16 protein-coding genes are annotated in these 13,620 nt (G+C 59.0%); 8 read left to right on the top strand and 8 right to left on the bottom strand.

The genetic code is table 11. The features are described 5' to 3' along the window. Positions 1-70 precede the first annotated feature (70 nt). The 3 genes from ACA056_RS12515 to ACA056_RS12505 are packed head-to-tail and all read right to left on the bottom strand — an operon-like array spanning position 71 to position 1,607. A complete protein-coding gene (locus ACA056_RS12515; protein ID WP_497273120.1) occupies positions 71-493 on the bottom strand; it encodes an HD domain-containing protein in 423 nt (140 codons plus the stop codon). Between the two features lie 40 nt (positions 494-533). Further along, the gene (locus ACA056_RS12510) at positions 534-1,199 is read right to left on the bottom strand and encodes a DUF2268 domain-containing putative Zn-dependent protease (protein ID WP_497273118.1); all 666 of its coding nucleotides are present in this window, start codon (positions 1,197-1,199) and stop codon (positions 534-536) included. A gap of 36 nt (positions 1,200-1,235) precedes the next feature. Continuing rightward, positions 1,236-1,607, bottom strand: coding sequence for a PH domain-containing protein (locus ACA056_RS12505; protein WP_046049313.1), 372 nt, complete (start codon positions 1,605-1,607; stop codon positions 1,236-1,238). A 199-nt stretch (positions 1,608-1,806) separates the two neighbouring features. Between ACA056_RS12505 and ACA056_RS12500 the strand changes: the two genes are divergently transcribed. Next, positions 1,807-2,232 carry a hypothetical protein gene (locus ACA056_RS12500; protein WP_497273116.1) on the top strand — a complete coding sequence of 142 codons (426 nt, stop codon included), beginning with the start codon at positions 1,807-1,809 and terminating at the stop codon, positions 2,230-2,232. Between the two features lie 4 nt (positions 2,233-2,236). On the opposite strand, the gene ACA056_RS12495 is transcribed toward ACA056_RS12500, so the two are convergent. Next, on the bottom strand, positions 2,237-2,710 hold the full coding sequence (locus ACA056_RS12495) for a GNAT family N-acetyltransferase (protein WP_497273114.1): 474 nt from the start codon (positions 2,708-2,710) through the stop codon (positions 2,237-2,239). Positions 2,711-3,378: 668 nt separating this feature from the next. Between ACA056_RS12495 and ACA056_RS12490 the strand changes: the two genes are divergently transcribed. Then, the gene (locus ACA056_RS12490) at positions 3,379-3,807 is read left to right on the top strand and encodes a hypothetical protein (protein WP_497273112.1); all 429 of its coding nucleotides are present in this window, start codon (positions 3,379-3,381) and stop codon (positions 3,805-3,807) included. A 14-nt stretch (positions 3,808-3,821) separates the two neighbouring features. Here the strand turns inward: ACA056_RS12490 and ACA056_RS12485 are convergent, their stop codons facing one another. Beyond that, the gene (locus ACA056_RS12485) at positions 3,822-4,301 is read right to left on the bottom strand and encodes a VOC family protein (RefSeq protein ID WP_497273110.1); all 480 of its coding nucleotides are present in this window, start codon (positions 4,299-4,301) and stop codon (positions 3,822-3,824) included. A gap of 159 nt (positions 4,302-4,460) precedes the next feature. Here ACA056_RS12485 and ACA056_RS12480 point away from each other — a divergent pair, with 159 nt between their 5' ends. Beyond that, positions 4,461-4,829, top strand: coding sequence for a DUF5064 family protein (locus ACA056_RS12480; protein ID WP_497273108.1), 369 nt, complete (start codon positions 4,461-4,463; stop codon positions 4,827-4,829). A 16-nt stretch (positions 4,830-4,845) separates the two neighbouring features. Here the strand turns inward: ACA056_RS12480 and ACA056_RS12475 are convergent, their stop codons facing one another. Genes ACA056_RS12475 through ACA056_RS12465 form a run of 3 tightly spaced genes read right to left on the bottom strand, consistent with a single transcriptional unit; the run spans position 4,846 to position 8,191 of the window. Continuing rightward, on the bottom strand, positions 4,846-6,615 hold the full coding sequence (locus ACA056_RS12475; RefSeq protein WP_497273106.1) for a SulP family inorganic anion transporter: 1,770 nt from the start codon (positions 6,613-6,615) through the stop codon (positions 4,846-4,848). Positions 6,616-6,664: 49 nt separating this feature from the next. Further along, the gene (ppk2, locus tag ACA056_RS12470) at positions 6,665-7,486 is read right to left on the bottom strand and encodes a polyphosphate kinase 2 (RefSeq protein ID WP_497273104.1); all 822 of its coding nucleotides are present in this window, start codon (positions 7,484-7,486) and stop codon (positions 6,665-6,667) included. Between the two features lie 42 nt (positions 7,487-7,528). Then, the gene (locus ACA056_RS12465) at positions 7,529-8,191 is read right to left on the bottom strand and encodes a hypothetical protein (protein WP_497273102.1); all 663 of its coding nucleotides are present in this window, start codon (positions 8,189-8,191) and stop codon (positions 7,529-7,531) included. Positions 8,192-8,374: 183 nt separating this feature from the next. Here ACA056_RS12465 and ACA056_RS12460 point away from each other — a divergent pair, with 183 nt between their 5' ends. The 5 genes from ACA056_RS12460 to argE all read left to right on the top strand — a co-directional run bounded on the left by ACA056_RS12460 (position 8,375) and on the right by argE (position 13,567). Beyond that, a complete protein-coding gene (locus ACA056_RS12460) occupies positions 8,375-9,649 on the top strand; it encodes a peptidase MATCAP family protein (protein ID WP_497273100.1) in 1,275 nt (424 codons plus the stop codon). A 160-nt stretch (positions 9,650-9,809) separates the two neighbouring features. Next, a complete protein-coding gene (locus ACA056_RS12455; protein ID WP_497273098.1) occupies positions 9,810-11,120 on the top strand; it encodes a flavin-containing monooxygenase in 1,311 nt (436 codons plus the stop codon). Positions 11,121-11,146: 26 nt separating this feature from the next. After that, entirely contained in the window at positions 11,147-11,563 is a 417-nt protein-coding gene (locus ACA056_RS12450) for a RidA family protein (RefSeq protein WP_008027166.1), read from the top strand. A gap of 178 nt (positions 11,564-11,741) precedes the next feature. Continuing rightward, complete coding sequence (locus tag ACA056_RS12445) at positions 11,742-12,419, top strand: DUF1028 domain-containing protein (protein WP_348127650.1); 678 nt, start codon at positions 11,742-11,744, stop codon at positions 12,417-12,419. Further along, positions 12,416-13,567 carry an acetylornithine deacetylase gene (argE, locus tag ACA056_RS12440; protein ID WP_497273096.1) on the top strand — a complete coding sequence of 384 codons (1,152 nt, stop codon included), beginning with the start codon at positions 12,416-12,418 and terminating at the stop codon, positions 13,565-13,567. The genes ACA056_RS12445 and argE overlap by 4 nt, the downstream gene beginning before the upstream one ends. The last annotated feature ends 53 nt before the right edge of the window (positions 13,568-13,620 follow it).

Genomic DNA, 13,620 nt, shown 5'->3' with positions numbered 1-13,620 from the left:
GAGGGCAATCCTTCCGTATTGAATGTGTTGTAGGTGGAGGAAATGGGGACGGATCTATTTGTTCGGCTCGTTACGAGCGCAACACGCCAATCGCGCGTCGATACTTTTCAATACGCTCCAGGTCTTCCCACGACGGCTGCGCGATCCGCGACAAGTCGCTGTTCTCTTCCAGGTCCGCCAGTTTCACCACTCGGCCAATCGGGTTCTGCGCCGCGCGTTCGACGAAGGCTTCATAGGACTCACCCGGCACTTTAGTGACCGACTCGATGGCGGTCAGAACGGCTTCGCTGAAGCCTTCCTTGCGCAGGTCATCAAGGCTGATGCCGCAGTCCTCGACCACGTCATGCAGCACCGCGACGATGCGTTCTTCCAGCGTCGTGACCCGCAACATGACTTTCAACGGATGCAGGATGTAAGGGCTACCGCCCTTGTCGACCTGCCCCTCATGTGCAGCGGCGGCGATGGCAATGGCGCGTTCCAGTGTTTGAGTCATCTCGCAGCTCCCAGGCTTGAAGGCCTTAGTGGTCGTTGGGTTAGAGCAACACAAAGCCTTCTTCAAGCGCTAAGGCGACAATATCTTGAGCAGGCACGTTGATCCAGGTTGCAGCATCGATTTCGCCCACTGACGCAAGCCAGCGCCCAACCATCTGATAACCGAGCGTATAGCCAAGCCATTTCGGGTGAGCACCAAAACCGAAAAACCACTCGCCGTGGTTGTAGTACTTGGACTCAAGGGTTTTCAGGTCGACCGGGGAGCGAAGCAAATCGGCGCCGGTAACGGCGCACTCCCAAGGCTCTGGGTCGTTGCCGAGCAAATGCCGGACAAACTGTCCGGCAAGTCCCTCGCTGACCAAGGCTTCACCTAAGGTCCAACCGTAGCCAGGCCCCGCCATGCGCAAGCAATGATGAACCTCATGGACGATTTGTCGATGCAGCGTGCCCGTGCGCAGGCTTGGCAACAAATTCGGGTTGTCCGGGTCGATGGTCATCGTGAACATGGTGCTTCGATAGGCTCGCCCCACGAGGCCCATTTCAGGAATGGTCTCGCCAGCGAGCCGCTGGATCAACACATCAAGTCTTGGAGGCGTCATCAGACGGGAGACCGTCTTGTAAGCGGCGTCAAATTCGCCGATCAAATCGGAGCGAAGTTCGGCAAGGCTTCCCGAGGCTTCCAGCCAATGCAGTGTCCATGCGTCCATTTTCACCTCTGAAAAACTGTCACGAAACCTGAAAACTCAGCCCAACAGATGCTGTGAGATGAGTTTCGAAATCTCGACCATCGACGTCCTTCCGGTGAATTCAAATTTCACTCTGCCCAGCGCCGAGAAGTAGATCTCCAGCTCAGAATCCAGGTCGAAGGTGCCCGAGGTTTCCACGGAGTAAGCGACGATGTTTTTGTAAGGCAACGAAGTGAAATCTTTTTTGCTGCCGGTGATGCCTTGGACGTTGACCGCAATAATTCGTTTATTGGTAAACACCACGCCGTCGCGCATGGATTTATAGGCATCAATGACCTGCTCGCCGTCCAGCAGCAGCGCGGTGACTCGCTCCGCGTACTCGTTGTTTTGCTTGAGTTTGAAAAAGCCTTTGTTGTTGAAATCGATCATCCGCCATCCCCTTCCTTAAAGAGTGTTCCCTGGATTGCCAGCGCGTGGCGCGGCGAGCATACCATCGGGCCTGCGCTTTTTGCGTCCCCTCCCACAGCGGATCTGAAAAACCAATGGAACCCCGCGCCTCATCGCGTTTTCGAAACCCTATCAGCGCTGATCTTTGATCAAACAAGGCGCCATTGGAGAGGAAATCCCGATGAACAGTAGACTGCTGTTTTTGCTTGCCAGCCTGAGTCCCACCCTGGTCATGGCTGAAGGCTGTGACGTGCTGACCCGCTCCCAAAGCCCTTCCGTGCCGGTGGTCGAAACACATAGCTGCTATGAGTACGAAGGCATGCCAGTGAACGCCATCGATTGGTCATGCAGCAACGAAAGCAAGCAAATGCTGACCAGCACCAAGAAAAAAGTCGAACAGTGCGCCGATCATTCTCAAGCCACTTGCATCGCGACGTTGACGCAAGAATCGCTAGCCAATCCTCACTCCACCAGCAAGGACAAGAACAGCACATCGCTGAATATTCCGAACAATGCTCAGGTCACTACGTATTACTACGGTGCTGAGCATTTAAGTCAGGCGAAGATTGATTGCGAGTCGGGTGGTGGTCACTGGAAAGCGCAGTAGCTGTTCAAGAACGTAAAAGCGCCTTCACCATCGGAATGCAAGCGAGTTGCAGACCAGAGGGCGAATGGTAAATAGCCGTCTGCTCACCGACAAAACCGCATTGCCGGTAGAAGTGAGCAGCGTTCAACGTAGCGTCCAGATTAACGTCCTCCAGGCCCAGATCCCGGGCCAGACACTCAAGGTAATCCAGAATGCGCTTACCAATGCCCCGTTGCATAAAGCCGGGCAGGACAAAGATCGCGCCGATTTCACGCCTCTCCAGATCAAGCATGCCTGTCGCCACGGGTTCTCCCTGAATACACCCCAGATAAAAGTGTTTTTCCATCAGGTCGCAATATCCGTCCTCTGCGACCCCTGCCGTCCAGATGTCCATTTGCTCCGAGGTATAGGCGCCGATGCATTGATGCCGTATCGCTTGACGGCGAATGTCGAATGCCGCCCGGCAATCGCCGTGATGGGCTCGTTTGATCTCTAACATTTCAATCTCCATTAGCCATCGGCGGACGGAGAACTAAAAAGCCCCGTCCATTTCTGGCGGGGCCTTGGTTAATACGTCAGGTTCCAAGCACGCATGACCTCATGGCCCGCCGGAAGCGGTCATGGAGGAATACATCATGTACGTGCGAGGTGTGTAGGTCATGGGCAGATAGTGTTGTTGGAGGGTTGGCTTTTCAATCTTGAAGCGCTGAGACTTCTGCACAAGCCTGTTTGGGCTTAGTTCTTCAGCCTCAGCGCTCTGCTCTTGCGATGCGCTGGCGATCTGTGTGTTCATGCCCGGATGGCCGCGGCTACAGAAGAACGTTACCCAGTGGCCAGGATTGCAATGATCAAGTGATACGGATTTACAACGGAACTTTCACAGATGAAAACCTACTGCCCGATGTTCTGGTCTCAGGATCCTGGTGTTGACTACAGCGCTCCGGTCATCCTCCTCAAAGACATTTTGCCGACCGTGGGTAAAAGAACATTCGCGTTCTTTGATAACAACGACCGTTTACGCGCCGGCGAAACAATACGGCTTATTTGGTGCCCCCTGTTTCCGACTTGAATGGCTGGAGTGAACAACCTTCAGAAGTTGCGTCAAGCCACCTCTTGATAGCGAACGTAGCCGGCGCGGCACAACCGTCAGAGCCTTCAGCAGAAGTCATGCATCCCGCACACTATGGCAAGCGCAAATACGAACTCGACATCCTCTCCTGCGAGCGATTTCTGCCGGCACTGCAAGTACTTCAGGAAGACTCGGCGTCCTGGCATCTTCAAGGGGTTGAAACTGCACAAGGGAGTGTCCTGATGTGGGATGAGGTGAACGGGAGTGGTAGCGCGGTCGTTGAAGGATTCACCTATTTAACGGCGAATACCTCGAACGAGGCCCATATGGAATTGATCCTCAAGGAGACTGACGACGAGATCATCGGCTTTTTTTCGGTGCACAGTGATCCGGGTGGTGTCTTCTACGATTTCGGCCGGAAGCGGCTCACAGGCCAGGAACTGCGGGTTATCAAACATGCACTCAACATAGCGCGCCCACTTCATGACTCACAGGCCGCTTATCTTGCGGCCTGTCAGGAGACTTGATGGCGCAGCGCTGGTTAACCCTTAACAGCCGCTTCAATCGCAGCGACGTCGATCTTTCCCATCTCCATCATGGCGTCGAACGCGCGCTTGGCCGCTGCTTGATCAGGATTGGTTATCGCGGCGGTCAGAACACGTGGGGTGATCTGCCATGACAGTCCCCACTTGTCCTGGCACCAGCCGCATACATTTTCCTGGCCGCCATTTCCAACAATCGCGTTCCACAAACGGTCCGTTTCGGCTTGATCGTCGGTCGCCACCTGGAACGAAAAAGCCTCGTTGTGCTTGATCGCCGAGCCCCCGTTCAGTCCGAGACAAGGGATGCCCATCACCGTGAACTGGACCGTCAAGACATCGCCTTGCTTGCCTGCCGGATAGTCGCCAGGCGCACGAAGGACAGCTCCCACAGCACTGTCCGGGAAGGTTTCGGCGTAGAACGTCGCAGCGTCCAGCGCGGTGCCGTCGTACCACAGACAAATCGTGTTTTTGCTGATCATCTTGGTTCTCCAGAATCAAAACGGGTTCGTGCATTCTGGTACGGATTCTCTTTTCGTGCACCTTGGAGGTAGAAAACCCCAAGCATTCACCTAAGCTTTAAGGGCAGATTTGCGCTGCTACAAATTGATAGCACCACCTATTAAACAAAGGAGCCAATCATGTTCAAGCCCGGTCACCTGAATCGTACCAATGCTCCTGGCACTCCCGGAGTCCCGGAATACAACATTGATGTCTTCTATGAAGTCCGCCGCGATCCCAAGGAAGGCATGCTGATGCACTTCAAGATGGACGGAGAGGTATCAGGTAAAAGCTTCACTGAAGAATTCGATATGCACCGCGACACGGCCTTCAACTTTGCCAGCCGCGTGGCAAAGGCTGCGGCCAAGCATGGACTGCCTGCCAATGCCAGTCTCATCATGCGCGGGCACAAAGAATACGACGCGATGTTCGAGGATATTCGCGACAAACTCGGCGTCCAACCGGGCGATTCGGTCAATCTGGATAACGCTGAGAACGACCGTCGCTGAGTGACGCCAATACCACTCAGCGCGCCCCATCCACCGGATGGATCACAAGATAGCTGTCGACTGCAACGCCTATGGTTGGAAAGAACGCCGTTTCGCCAAGCCGCGCGAACAGCCCGAATCGCTTCAGCTTGTCCTTGACCGGGTCCTTCATCTCGGCCACGCACAACTTGATACCTGCCGCGTGCAAGGTTTCGTCCAGCTCAGCCAACACGTCGGCAGAGGTCACGTCCACACTGGTGACGGGTTCCGCCGCAACGACCAACCAGCGCACGGGCGTAGGCGATGCCGCCACTGCGTCGAGCACTCGGTCATTGAACAGTTCGGCGTTGGCGAAGAACAACGGCGCATCCCAGCGAAACAGCACCAGGCCGGGTATAAGGTGAGCGTCGGGATAGCGCTTGATGTCGTGGTAGCCCTTGATGCCATCGACTCGCCCCAGCACCGCGGAATATGGCCGCCAGCCATCCCACAGAAATTCGATCACGGCGATCACGATGGCCAGGCCGATGCCCTCGATCGCACCGAACACGGCCACGCCGACGGTGCAGACGATCGACAACCAGAACTCCCAGCGCTGGATTCGATAAATTCGCCGCAGGTCGGCGACTTCAACCAGGCCGATGGCCGACGCGATCACGACCGCTGCCAGTGCGCTGCTGGGCAAATTCTGCAACAGGTTCGGCGCCACCATCAGCAATAAGGCAACGGCCAACGCGCCGACAACCCCAGTCAACTGGGTTTTGGCGCCTGCGGCTTCGGCCACGGGGGTACGTGACGAACTGCTACTGATCGGAAAACCCTGGAAAAATCCAGCCGCCAGATTGGCAAAACCGAGCCCCGCCATCTCCTGGTTCGGGTCCACGTAGGTACGGGTCCGTGCCGCATAGACACGCGAGAGCACGCTGGTGTCGGCGAACGACACCAGGGCCACGGCGCAACCGCCGATGAGCACGGGGACAATATCGGCGCGGGTAATCCAGGGGATGGCGAACGCAGGCAAACCTTGTGGAAGAGCACCGAGGACCGACACCCCCGCGCGCGTGCCAAGGTCCAGCACACCGACGGCAACGGTCGCGCCTGCCACGGCGATCAAAATGCCGGGCACGCGCTTGAAGCCCTTGAGCAGCAGGATCACGACCAAGGTGGCTGCGCCGATCATGAACGCGGTCCAGTTGGTCTTTCCTTCCATCACCGCGGTGGCGATAGCCCATATGTTTCTCAGCGGGCCGTCGGACTCAATCGAAAAACCGAAAAACTTGGGCAGTTGGCTGATCAAAACCGTCAGCGCGATGCCGTTCATGTACCCGTAGCGGATCGGCTTGGAAAGCAACTCCGTAACGAAGCCCAAACGCATGATGCCCGCCAGGATGCACACGGCGCCTGAAACGATCGCCATCATACCCGCGAGGGCGACGGCGCGATGCGGGTCGCCGCCCGACAGGGGAAGGACGACAGCCAGGATAACGGCGGCCAGCGAGGAATCCGGTCCCAGCACCAGAATTCGGCTAGGCCCGAACAATGCGTAAGCGAGTAGCGGAACGATGGTCGCGTAGAGACCATAGATGCCGGGTACGCCCGATGCCACGGCGTAGGCGATGCCGACGGGCACCAACATCGTGGTGAGCACCAGCCCGGCCATGATGTCGTGACGCAACCAGGTAATCTGGTACCCACGCAGCGTGCGAAGCCCAGGAAGCCAGCGGCCCCAGCCGTTTTCGTCGCCGGTACTGCGGCGTGCAATCCGGCCCGGTTCCGGGACGGGAGGCGAAGAGTCCGAATCGCTCATAGAACTGTGGCCTTTAGGTGTACCGCGCAGATTCGCTTAAACGTGCCCGTCAGAATTTTTCGGGCACTCGCCGGTGTGGATAATCCGGGTCGCGATAGCCGCCTGGCTTCTGCCGTTTGGGCAATATCACCTCCTCGCGCGCTACATCCTTGTACGGGATACGGCTGAGCAAATCGGTGATGATGTTAAGGCGCGCCCGCCGCTTGTCGTTGGAGTTGGCCACCAGCCATGGGGCATGATCGGTGTCGGTTGCTTTGAACATGTCGTCACGCGCGCGTGAATAGTCATACCAGCGGCTGTATGACTTGAGATCCATTGGGGTCAGTTTCCAGATTTTGCGCCCATCCTTGATGCGCTCCTGAAGCCGGCGGGTCTGTTCTTCTTCGCTGACTTCCAGCCAATACTTGAGCAGGATCACACCCGAGTCGACGATTGCACGCTCCACGAGAGGCGTTGTCTTCAGGAAATTGGCCACCTGCTCTTTGGTGCAGAACCCCATCACCCGCTCGACGCCCGCCCGGTTGTACCAACTGCGATCGAAGATCACCACTTCGCCAGCCGCGGGAAGGTACGGCAGGTAACGCTGGACATACATCTGGCTTTTCTCTCGATCACTCGGCGCCGTTAGCGCCACCACCCGAAAGACACGCGGGCTGACGCGTTCGGTAATCGCCTTGATCGTTCCGCCCTTGCCAGCGCCATCGCGCCCCTCGAAGACGATGCAGAGCTTGATGCCCTTGGCTTTTACCCACTCCTGCAACTTGACCAGTTCGACGTGCAAGCTGCGCAGTTGCTCAAGATAATCCTTGTTCTTCAGCTTCAGGTATTCAGCAGCATTACGCTTAGGGGCTTTTTTCTTGTCCTTTGCCATGATCGAGACCTCACCAATAAACAGCGTAGGGTTGCAATCTGCTCATCCACCGAGCGCGATGATCGCGGTGATTAGAACAGCGCCGGTGACTGCCATCGCAAGACCGCCTTGCCACGGTTTTGCGCCGGCGTACTTCGAGAGCATCCAACCGGCGATGAACAGCACTCCGAGTCCGACCAGGTTAGACAGGCGCACGGCGAGCGCTGTCTGGTCGAGCAACAGAAACGGCACTACAAGCGGGAATGTCGATAACACCACCAACAGGAAAACGCCGACAGCGCCCCTGAAATCATCCCAACCGAGGCGCGGCTGTACCGGCATGGATGAATACTCGACCAGGCGGCGACGTAACGATTCCAGCTCTTCAGGGCCCGCCGCTGCTGCGAGACGCGGGGGTAACGCCTCGGCAATGAGCGCTTGCCCGGCGGCTGCATCCGGCGCATCGCGCAGGTTGGCGCGAAGCGTACGGTTGCGTGTCCGCTCGATCAGGGTTCGCAATAAATACATCACGGCGTCCGCGAGCCCCCAGGCGAGGTTGCAACCCAGCGCGGCGATCATCATCGTCCGTTCCGCCTCCTGGCCAGACGTGGCCACGCTGATGGTTCCGGTGAAGGTCATTGCCATGAGCAGGCCGAAGATGACCTCCGTGACACGATCAACCGGATCAAGTACACGGGCCCGCTTTTGCTCTCCAGTGCTTTGCATGCGCTCATCCTCGCCACGACGGCTGCGTCAGCGTGGTCCTGGTTTTCAGCCGTGCCAGGATGGCCAAGACCCTGCATCCGCAAGCACATCGAACAGCTTAGTTCAGACTTGACCTCTCACAACGGGATGCATCGACAACGACTAAACTTTTTCAATTGAACCTTGTTTCTCAAGGAGATCTCCATGAGCGCCGCGCCCCTGTCCGAACTCGATGCCGCCCTGCCCGGTCTGGCCCGCAAGATCCGCGTGCTGGATGCCCTGGCCTGGCCGGATGGGGTCGAAGAAGCATTCCTGACACGTTGGCGCGCCGGGCAGGCCGAACTGCCCAAGGTTGAGCTGCGCCCGCGTGACCACAGCGCCGACATCGCCGCCCTCGAAGCCTTTATCGGCCGCTGCGATGAGGGCCATCCGGCCGGGTGCCACCTCGCCATGACGGCGCGCAGCTATGCCACGGCGGGGCACATGCTCGGTGCCATTGGCACGCCCGCCTTTACGCAGTATTCGTCAGCGCTGTACCGGCGCCCGGACTTCTACTACCCACGCCTGAAACTGAGCATGCTGGACGCGGCCCAATTCTTCCTCAAGACCACCGACGCCCTTCTGGGCGGTACCCGGATTCCACCGAGCCCGGCCGAAATCCCGGCCGAGGTCTTCGCCGCCTGGATGCAGCCGGAACTGGACCGCTTCTTCGGACCGGACCGAATCACGGTCGTGCTCGATCCGACCCTGGCCGCCAAGGCCATCGCCGGGGCCAGTCGCATCCGCCTGCGTGCCAGCGCCCTGTTCTCGGAACTGGACAAGAACCAACTGTTGCAGCATGAGGCCTTCGTGCATATCGCCACGGCACAAAACGGCGCGCTGCAACCCAACCTCAAAAGCCTGGGCCTGGGGGCGCCACGCACGACCCAGACTCAGGAGGGCATCGCCACCCTGGCCGAGCTGTTCACCGGCAGCATGGACATCAACCGCCTGCGCCGCCTCGCCCTGCGCGTGCTCGCGGTCCAGCAGGCGCTGGATGGCGCCGATTTCATTCAGGTGTTCGAAGGTTTTCTCGCGGCGGGTCAATCACAAGAGGAGTCCTTCCGCTCGACCCAGCGGGTGTTCCGCGGTGCCGACCTGCGCGGCGGTTCGGCCTTCACCAAAGATGCCGCCTACCTGACCGGTTTGCTCGGCGTGCATACCTTGTTGCGCATCGCGATCCGCGACAACCGGCCGGAACTGGTGGGCCATTTGTTCGCCGGGCGCCTCAGCCTGGGAGATACCGTGCGCCTGGCCCCGCTCTTCGAGTCCGGCTGGCTCCAGGGGCCGGTCCATGTCCCGGCCTGGGCCTCCGATCTGCGTCTGCTCGCCGCCAACCTGGCGTTCTCCGCTTTTATTTCCCGGATCAAGCTGGATGTACTCGATCTGGACGTGCTCATGGCCTTCGCCGACGAGCATGAAACCGACGCCAGCGCCTAGCGTTTAAAGGGAGAGCCACCGAACCAAACGCTCTGCATCAGTTATTTATACTCAAATGCCAGCTTAATAATATTTTACCGATACCAGGGTGATCCCTAGTCTTGACCCCAAGAAATGGCAGGCCGTTACCGACCTAAATCCAACTTCGAAGGGTATAGAGATGACCACTGAAAAAATAAAAACAGATACGCTGATTGTTGGCGCCGGTCAGGCTGGCGTGGCCATGAGTGAACACTTGAGCAAACTCGGGGTGCCGCACCTGGTGCTGGAGCGCAACCGTATCGCTGAGCGCTGGCGCACCGGGCGCTGGGATTCGCTGGTGGCCAACGGTCCGGCCTGGCACGACCGTTTTCCCGGTCTTGATTTCGACGACCTCAGCCCCGACGCCTTTGCCCCGAAAGAGCGGGTTGCCGACTACTTCGAAGCCTACGCCAAGAAATTCAATGCCCCGATCCGCACCGGCGTGGACGTGCTGAAGGTTGAGCGCAATGTCGGTCGCCCGGGCTTCACCATTGAAACCTCCGAAGGCGTGATCGAGGCCAACCGCGTGGTGGCTGCCACCGGGCCTTTCCAGCGCCCTGTTATCCCGCCAATCGCGCCGAAAGATCAGCCATTCACCCAAATCCACTCGGCCGAATACCGCAACCCGGCGCAACTGCCCGAGGGTGCAGTGCTGGTCGTCGGCGCCGGTTCGTCGGGCGTGCAAATCGCCGATGAGCTGCAGCGTGCCGGCAAGAAGGTTTACCTCTCGGTCGGCGCACACGACCGCCCTCCTCGCGCCTATCGCAACCGTGATTTCTGCTGGTGGCTGGGTGTGCTCGGCGAATGGGATCAGGCGGCCATGAAACCCGGCCGGGAACACGTCACCATCGCCGTGAGCGGCGCGCATGGCGGCCGTACGGTGGACTTCCGTGGGCTGGCCCATCGCGGCATGACACTGGTGGGTTTGACCCAATCGTTCAACGGCGGCGTAGCGACTTTCCAGCCGAACCTTGCTGACAACCTGGCACGCGGCGATGAGAACTATCTGACACTGCTGAATGCCGCCGATGCCTACATCGAGCGCAATGGTCTGGACCTGCCGGAAGAACCTGAAGCGCGCATTACCTTTTCCGATCCGGACTGCGTGACTAATCCGATTCTTGAGCTCGACCTGGCCAAGGCCGGCGTGACCTCGATCATCTGGGCCACCGGTTTTGCCACGGATTATAGCTGGCTCAAGGTTGATGCCTTCGACGACAACGGCAAGCCGCAGCATCAGCGAGGCGTGTCGAGCGAAGCTGGCGTGTATTTCCTCGGCCTGCCGTGGCAGTCGCGTCGCGGGTCTTCGTTCATCTGGGGCGTTTGGCATGACGCCAAGTACGTGGCTGACCACATCGCCATCCAGCGTTCATACCTCGACTATCACGATGCCGCGCAACGCGAGGCTGAAACCGTCCCGGCCGCCCATAAAGCCACTGTCAGCGCTTGAGCCATTTTTCTTTTTAGGAGCTTCAGATGTCCACGCCAACCCATACCCGTATTCGCATGTTCAACACCAAAGAAACCTACCCGAACCAGAGCCTGGACAACGACCTGTGCCAAGCGGTCCGGGCCGGCAACACCGTTTATGTTCGCGGCCAGGTCGGCACCGATTTCGAAGGTAACCTGGTAGGCCTCGGCGACCCCCGCGCGCAAACCGAGCAAGCCATGCGCAACGTCAAACAGTTGCTGGAAGAGGCTGGTAGCGACCTCAGCCACATCGTGAAAACCACCACCTACCTGATCGATCCGCGTTACCGCGAGCCGGTGTATCAGGAAGTCGGCAAGTGGCTTAAAGGCGTGTTTCCGATCTCGACCGGGTTGGTGGTTTCAGCGTTGGGGCAGCCGCAGTGGTTGATGGAGATTGATGTGATTGCGGTGATTCCTGAGTAAGCAGGTTTACCGAGTCGCGGCCATCGTCGGAACGCCGCCCGGAGCAAGCTCGCTCCCACATTTGATCAGCGTCGTACACAAATCTGTGGCCCCTGAAGATCCCCTGTGGGAGCGAGCTTGCTCGCGATAGCGTCCGCCCAGACACCCATTTCGCCAAGGCAAACCAAGGAGCAAAACCATGACCTTTTCCATCGCAGCACGTTGCCCCGAAACCGGTCAGTTCGGCATTGCGATCAGTTCCTCCAGCATCGCCGTCGGCGCCCGCTGCCCCTGGCTGCTGCCGGGTGTCGGCGCCGTCTCCACACAAAACATCACCCTGCCATCGCTCGGCCCGGAAGCCCTCGCACTCATGGAACAAGGCCTTACGCCGGCCGAGGCGCTGGACAAGGTCCTGACCCGCAATGGCTACAGCCAATATCGGCAGATCACGGCGATTGACCATCTCGGCCGCACCGCGCACTTCAGCGGTTCGCAAACCCTGGGCAACCACAACGCCGTGTCCGGCGATCAATGCGTGGCTGCCGGCAACATGCTGGCGGACCGATCAGTGATCGAAGCCATGGTCGAGGCGTTCGAGCATGGCGAAGGCCAACTGACCGACCGCTTGCTCGCGGCAATGAAAGCGGCCATCGCGGCGGGCGGCGAAGCCGGGCCAGTGCATTCGGCGGCGGTGGTGGTGGTCGGCGAGCTGACCTGGCCGATCATCAACCTGCGGGTGGATTGGGCGGATCACGACCCGATCGGCCAGCTTGAGAAACTCTGGGACGCCTATCGCCCACAGGTTCAGGACTACATCGACCGCGCCCTCGCCCCCGACAAATCCCCTGGCTACGGTGTCGCCGGAGACGACCGATGAGCAACAGCCTCGATTTGCTGAAAACGTTGGTGGCGTTCGACACCACGAGCCGCGAATCAAACCTGCACCTCATCGAGTTCGTCCGCGACTACCTTGAGCGCTTCGACGTGCCTTGCGAGCTGGTCTACAACGAGCAGCGCAGCAAGGCCAATCTGTTCGCCACCATTGGCCCGGCGGACCGGCCGGGCATCGTGCTGTCGGGGCACACCGATGTGGTGCCCGTCGACGGCCAGCCGTGGACCGTTGCGCCGTTCGAACTCACCGAGCGCGAAGGCATGTTGTACGGTCGTGGCACCGCGGACATGAAAGGCTACATCGCCTGCGTACTCGCGCTGGTCCCGTCGCTGGTGAAAGCCACGCTGCGGCTGCCGGTGCACATCGCGCTTTCGTACGATGAGGAAGTCGGTTGCCTTGGTGTGCGTTCGTTGCTGTCGGAATTGGAACAGCGCCCGGTCAAACCGATGCTCTGCATCATTGGTGAACCGACCGAGCTCAAACCGGTGCTGGGCCATAAAGGCAAACTGGCGATGCGTTGCGATATTCACGGTGAAGCGTGCCATTCGGCCTACGCGCCGCTCGGGGTCAATGCGATTGAATACGCCGCTGAACTGATCGGTGAACTGGGGCGGATTGGCAACCGGCTCAAAGCGCCGGAGCATCACGACGCGCGGTTCGATCCGCCGTTCAGCACCGTGCAAACCGGTGTGATTTCCGGCGGCAAGGCCTTGAACATCGTTCCCGCCGATTGCCGTTTCGACTTCGAAATCCGCGCCCTGCCCTCGCATGATCCAAGTGACGTTGCGCAGGAGCTGAAGGCCTATGCCGAGCAGAAGGTTTTGCCGCGCATGCGTGCGGTGAGTGAGCAGAGTGAAATTCGATTTAGCGAGTTGTCGGCGTATCCCGGTTTGGCGACTGATGCGCAGAGCGAAGCGGCTGAGTTGATTGCTGCTTTCTGCGGCTCCCGAGAATTTGGCACCGTAGCCTTCGGAACCGAAGGTGGTCTGTTCGACGCAGCAGGCATTCCCACCGTCGTCTGCGGCCCCGGCAGCATGGATCAAGGCCACAAACCCGACGAGTTCGTCAGCTTGGCGCAATTGAACGGTTGCGACGCTATGCTCCATCGGATGCTGCAATCAATCAGCGAATAACAAAGATTTTGAACACCCCAAAATCCCCTGTGGGAGCGAGCTTGCTCCGGGCG

The sequence above is a fragment of the Pseudomonas sp. LBUM1666 genome, from assembly GCF_059695775.1.
This window is presented reverse-complemented; position numbering and strand designations above follow the sequence as displayed.

Bases quoted from the DNA above. Each gene is read 5' to 3' on its own strand.
- ACA056_RS12515 (WP_497273120.1), bottom strand. From the start codon at position 493: ATGACTCAAACACTGGAACGCGCCATTGCCATCGCCGCCGCTGCACAT.
- ACA056_RS12505 (WP_046049313.1), bottom strand. From the start codon at position 1,607: ATGATCGATTTCAACAACAAAGGCTTTTTCAAACTCAAGCAAAACAAC.
- ACA056_RS12455 (WP_497273098.1), top strand. From the start codon at position 9,810: ATGACCACTGAAAAAATAAAAACAGATACGCTGATTGTTGGCGCCGGT.
- ACA056_RS12475 (WP_497273106.1), bottom strand. From the start codon at position 6,615: ATGAGCGATTCGGACTCTTCGCCTCCCGTCCCGGAACCGGGCCGGATT.
- ACA056_RS12490 (WP_497273112.1), top strand. From the start codon at position 3,379: ATGCATCCCGCACACTATGGCAAGCGCAAATACGAACTCGACATCCTC.
- ACA056_RS12510 (WP_497273118.1), bottom strand. From the start codon at position 1,199: ATGGACGCATGGACACTGCATTGGCTGGAAGCCTCGGGAAGCCTTGCC.
- ACA056_RS12495 (WP_497273114.1), bottom strand. From the start codon at position 2,710: ATGTTAGAGATCAAACGAGCCCATCACGGCGATTGCCGGGCGGCATTC.
- ACA056_RS12445 (WP_348127650.1), top strand. From the start codon at position 11,742: ATGACCTTTTCCATCGCAGCACGTTGCCCCGAAACCGGTCAGTTCGGC.
- ppk2 (WP_497273104.1), bottom strand. From the start codon at position 7,486: ATGGCAAAGGACAAGAAAAAAGCCCCTAAGCGTAATGCTGCTGAATAC.
- ACA056_RS12460 (WP_497273100.1), top strand. From the start codon at position 8,375: ATGAGCGCCGCGCCCCTGTCCGAACTCGATGCCGCCCTGCCCGGTCTG.
- ACA056_RS12500 (WP_497273116.1), top strand. From the start codon at position 1,807: ATGAACAGTAGACTGCTGTTTTTGCTTGCCAGCCTGAGTCCCACCCTG.
- argE (WP_497273096.1), top strand. From the start codon at position 12,416: ATGAGCAACAGCCTCGATTTGCTGAAAACGTTGGTGGCGTTCGACACC.
- ACA056_RS12450 (WP_008027166.1), top strand. From the start codon at position 11,147: ATGTCCACGCCAACCCATACCCGTATTCGCATGTTCAACACCAAAGAA.
- ACA056_RS12485 (WP_497273110.1), bottom strand. From the start codon at position 4,301: ATGATCAGCAAAAACACGATTTGTCTGTGGTACGACGGCACCGCGCTG.
- ACA056_RS12480 (WP_497273108.1), top strand. From the start codon at position 4,461: ATGTTCAAGCCCGGTCACCTGAATCGTACCAATGCTCCTGGCACTCCC.
- ACA056_RS12465 (WP_497273102.1), bottom strand. From the start codon at position 8,191: ATGCAAAGCACTGGAGAGCAAAAGCGGGCCCGTGTACTTGATCCGGTT.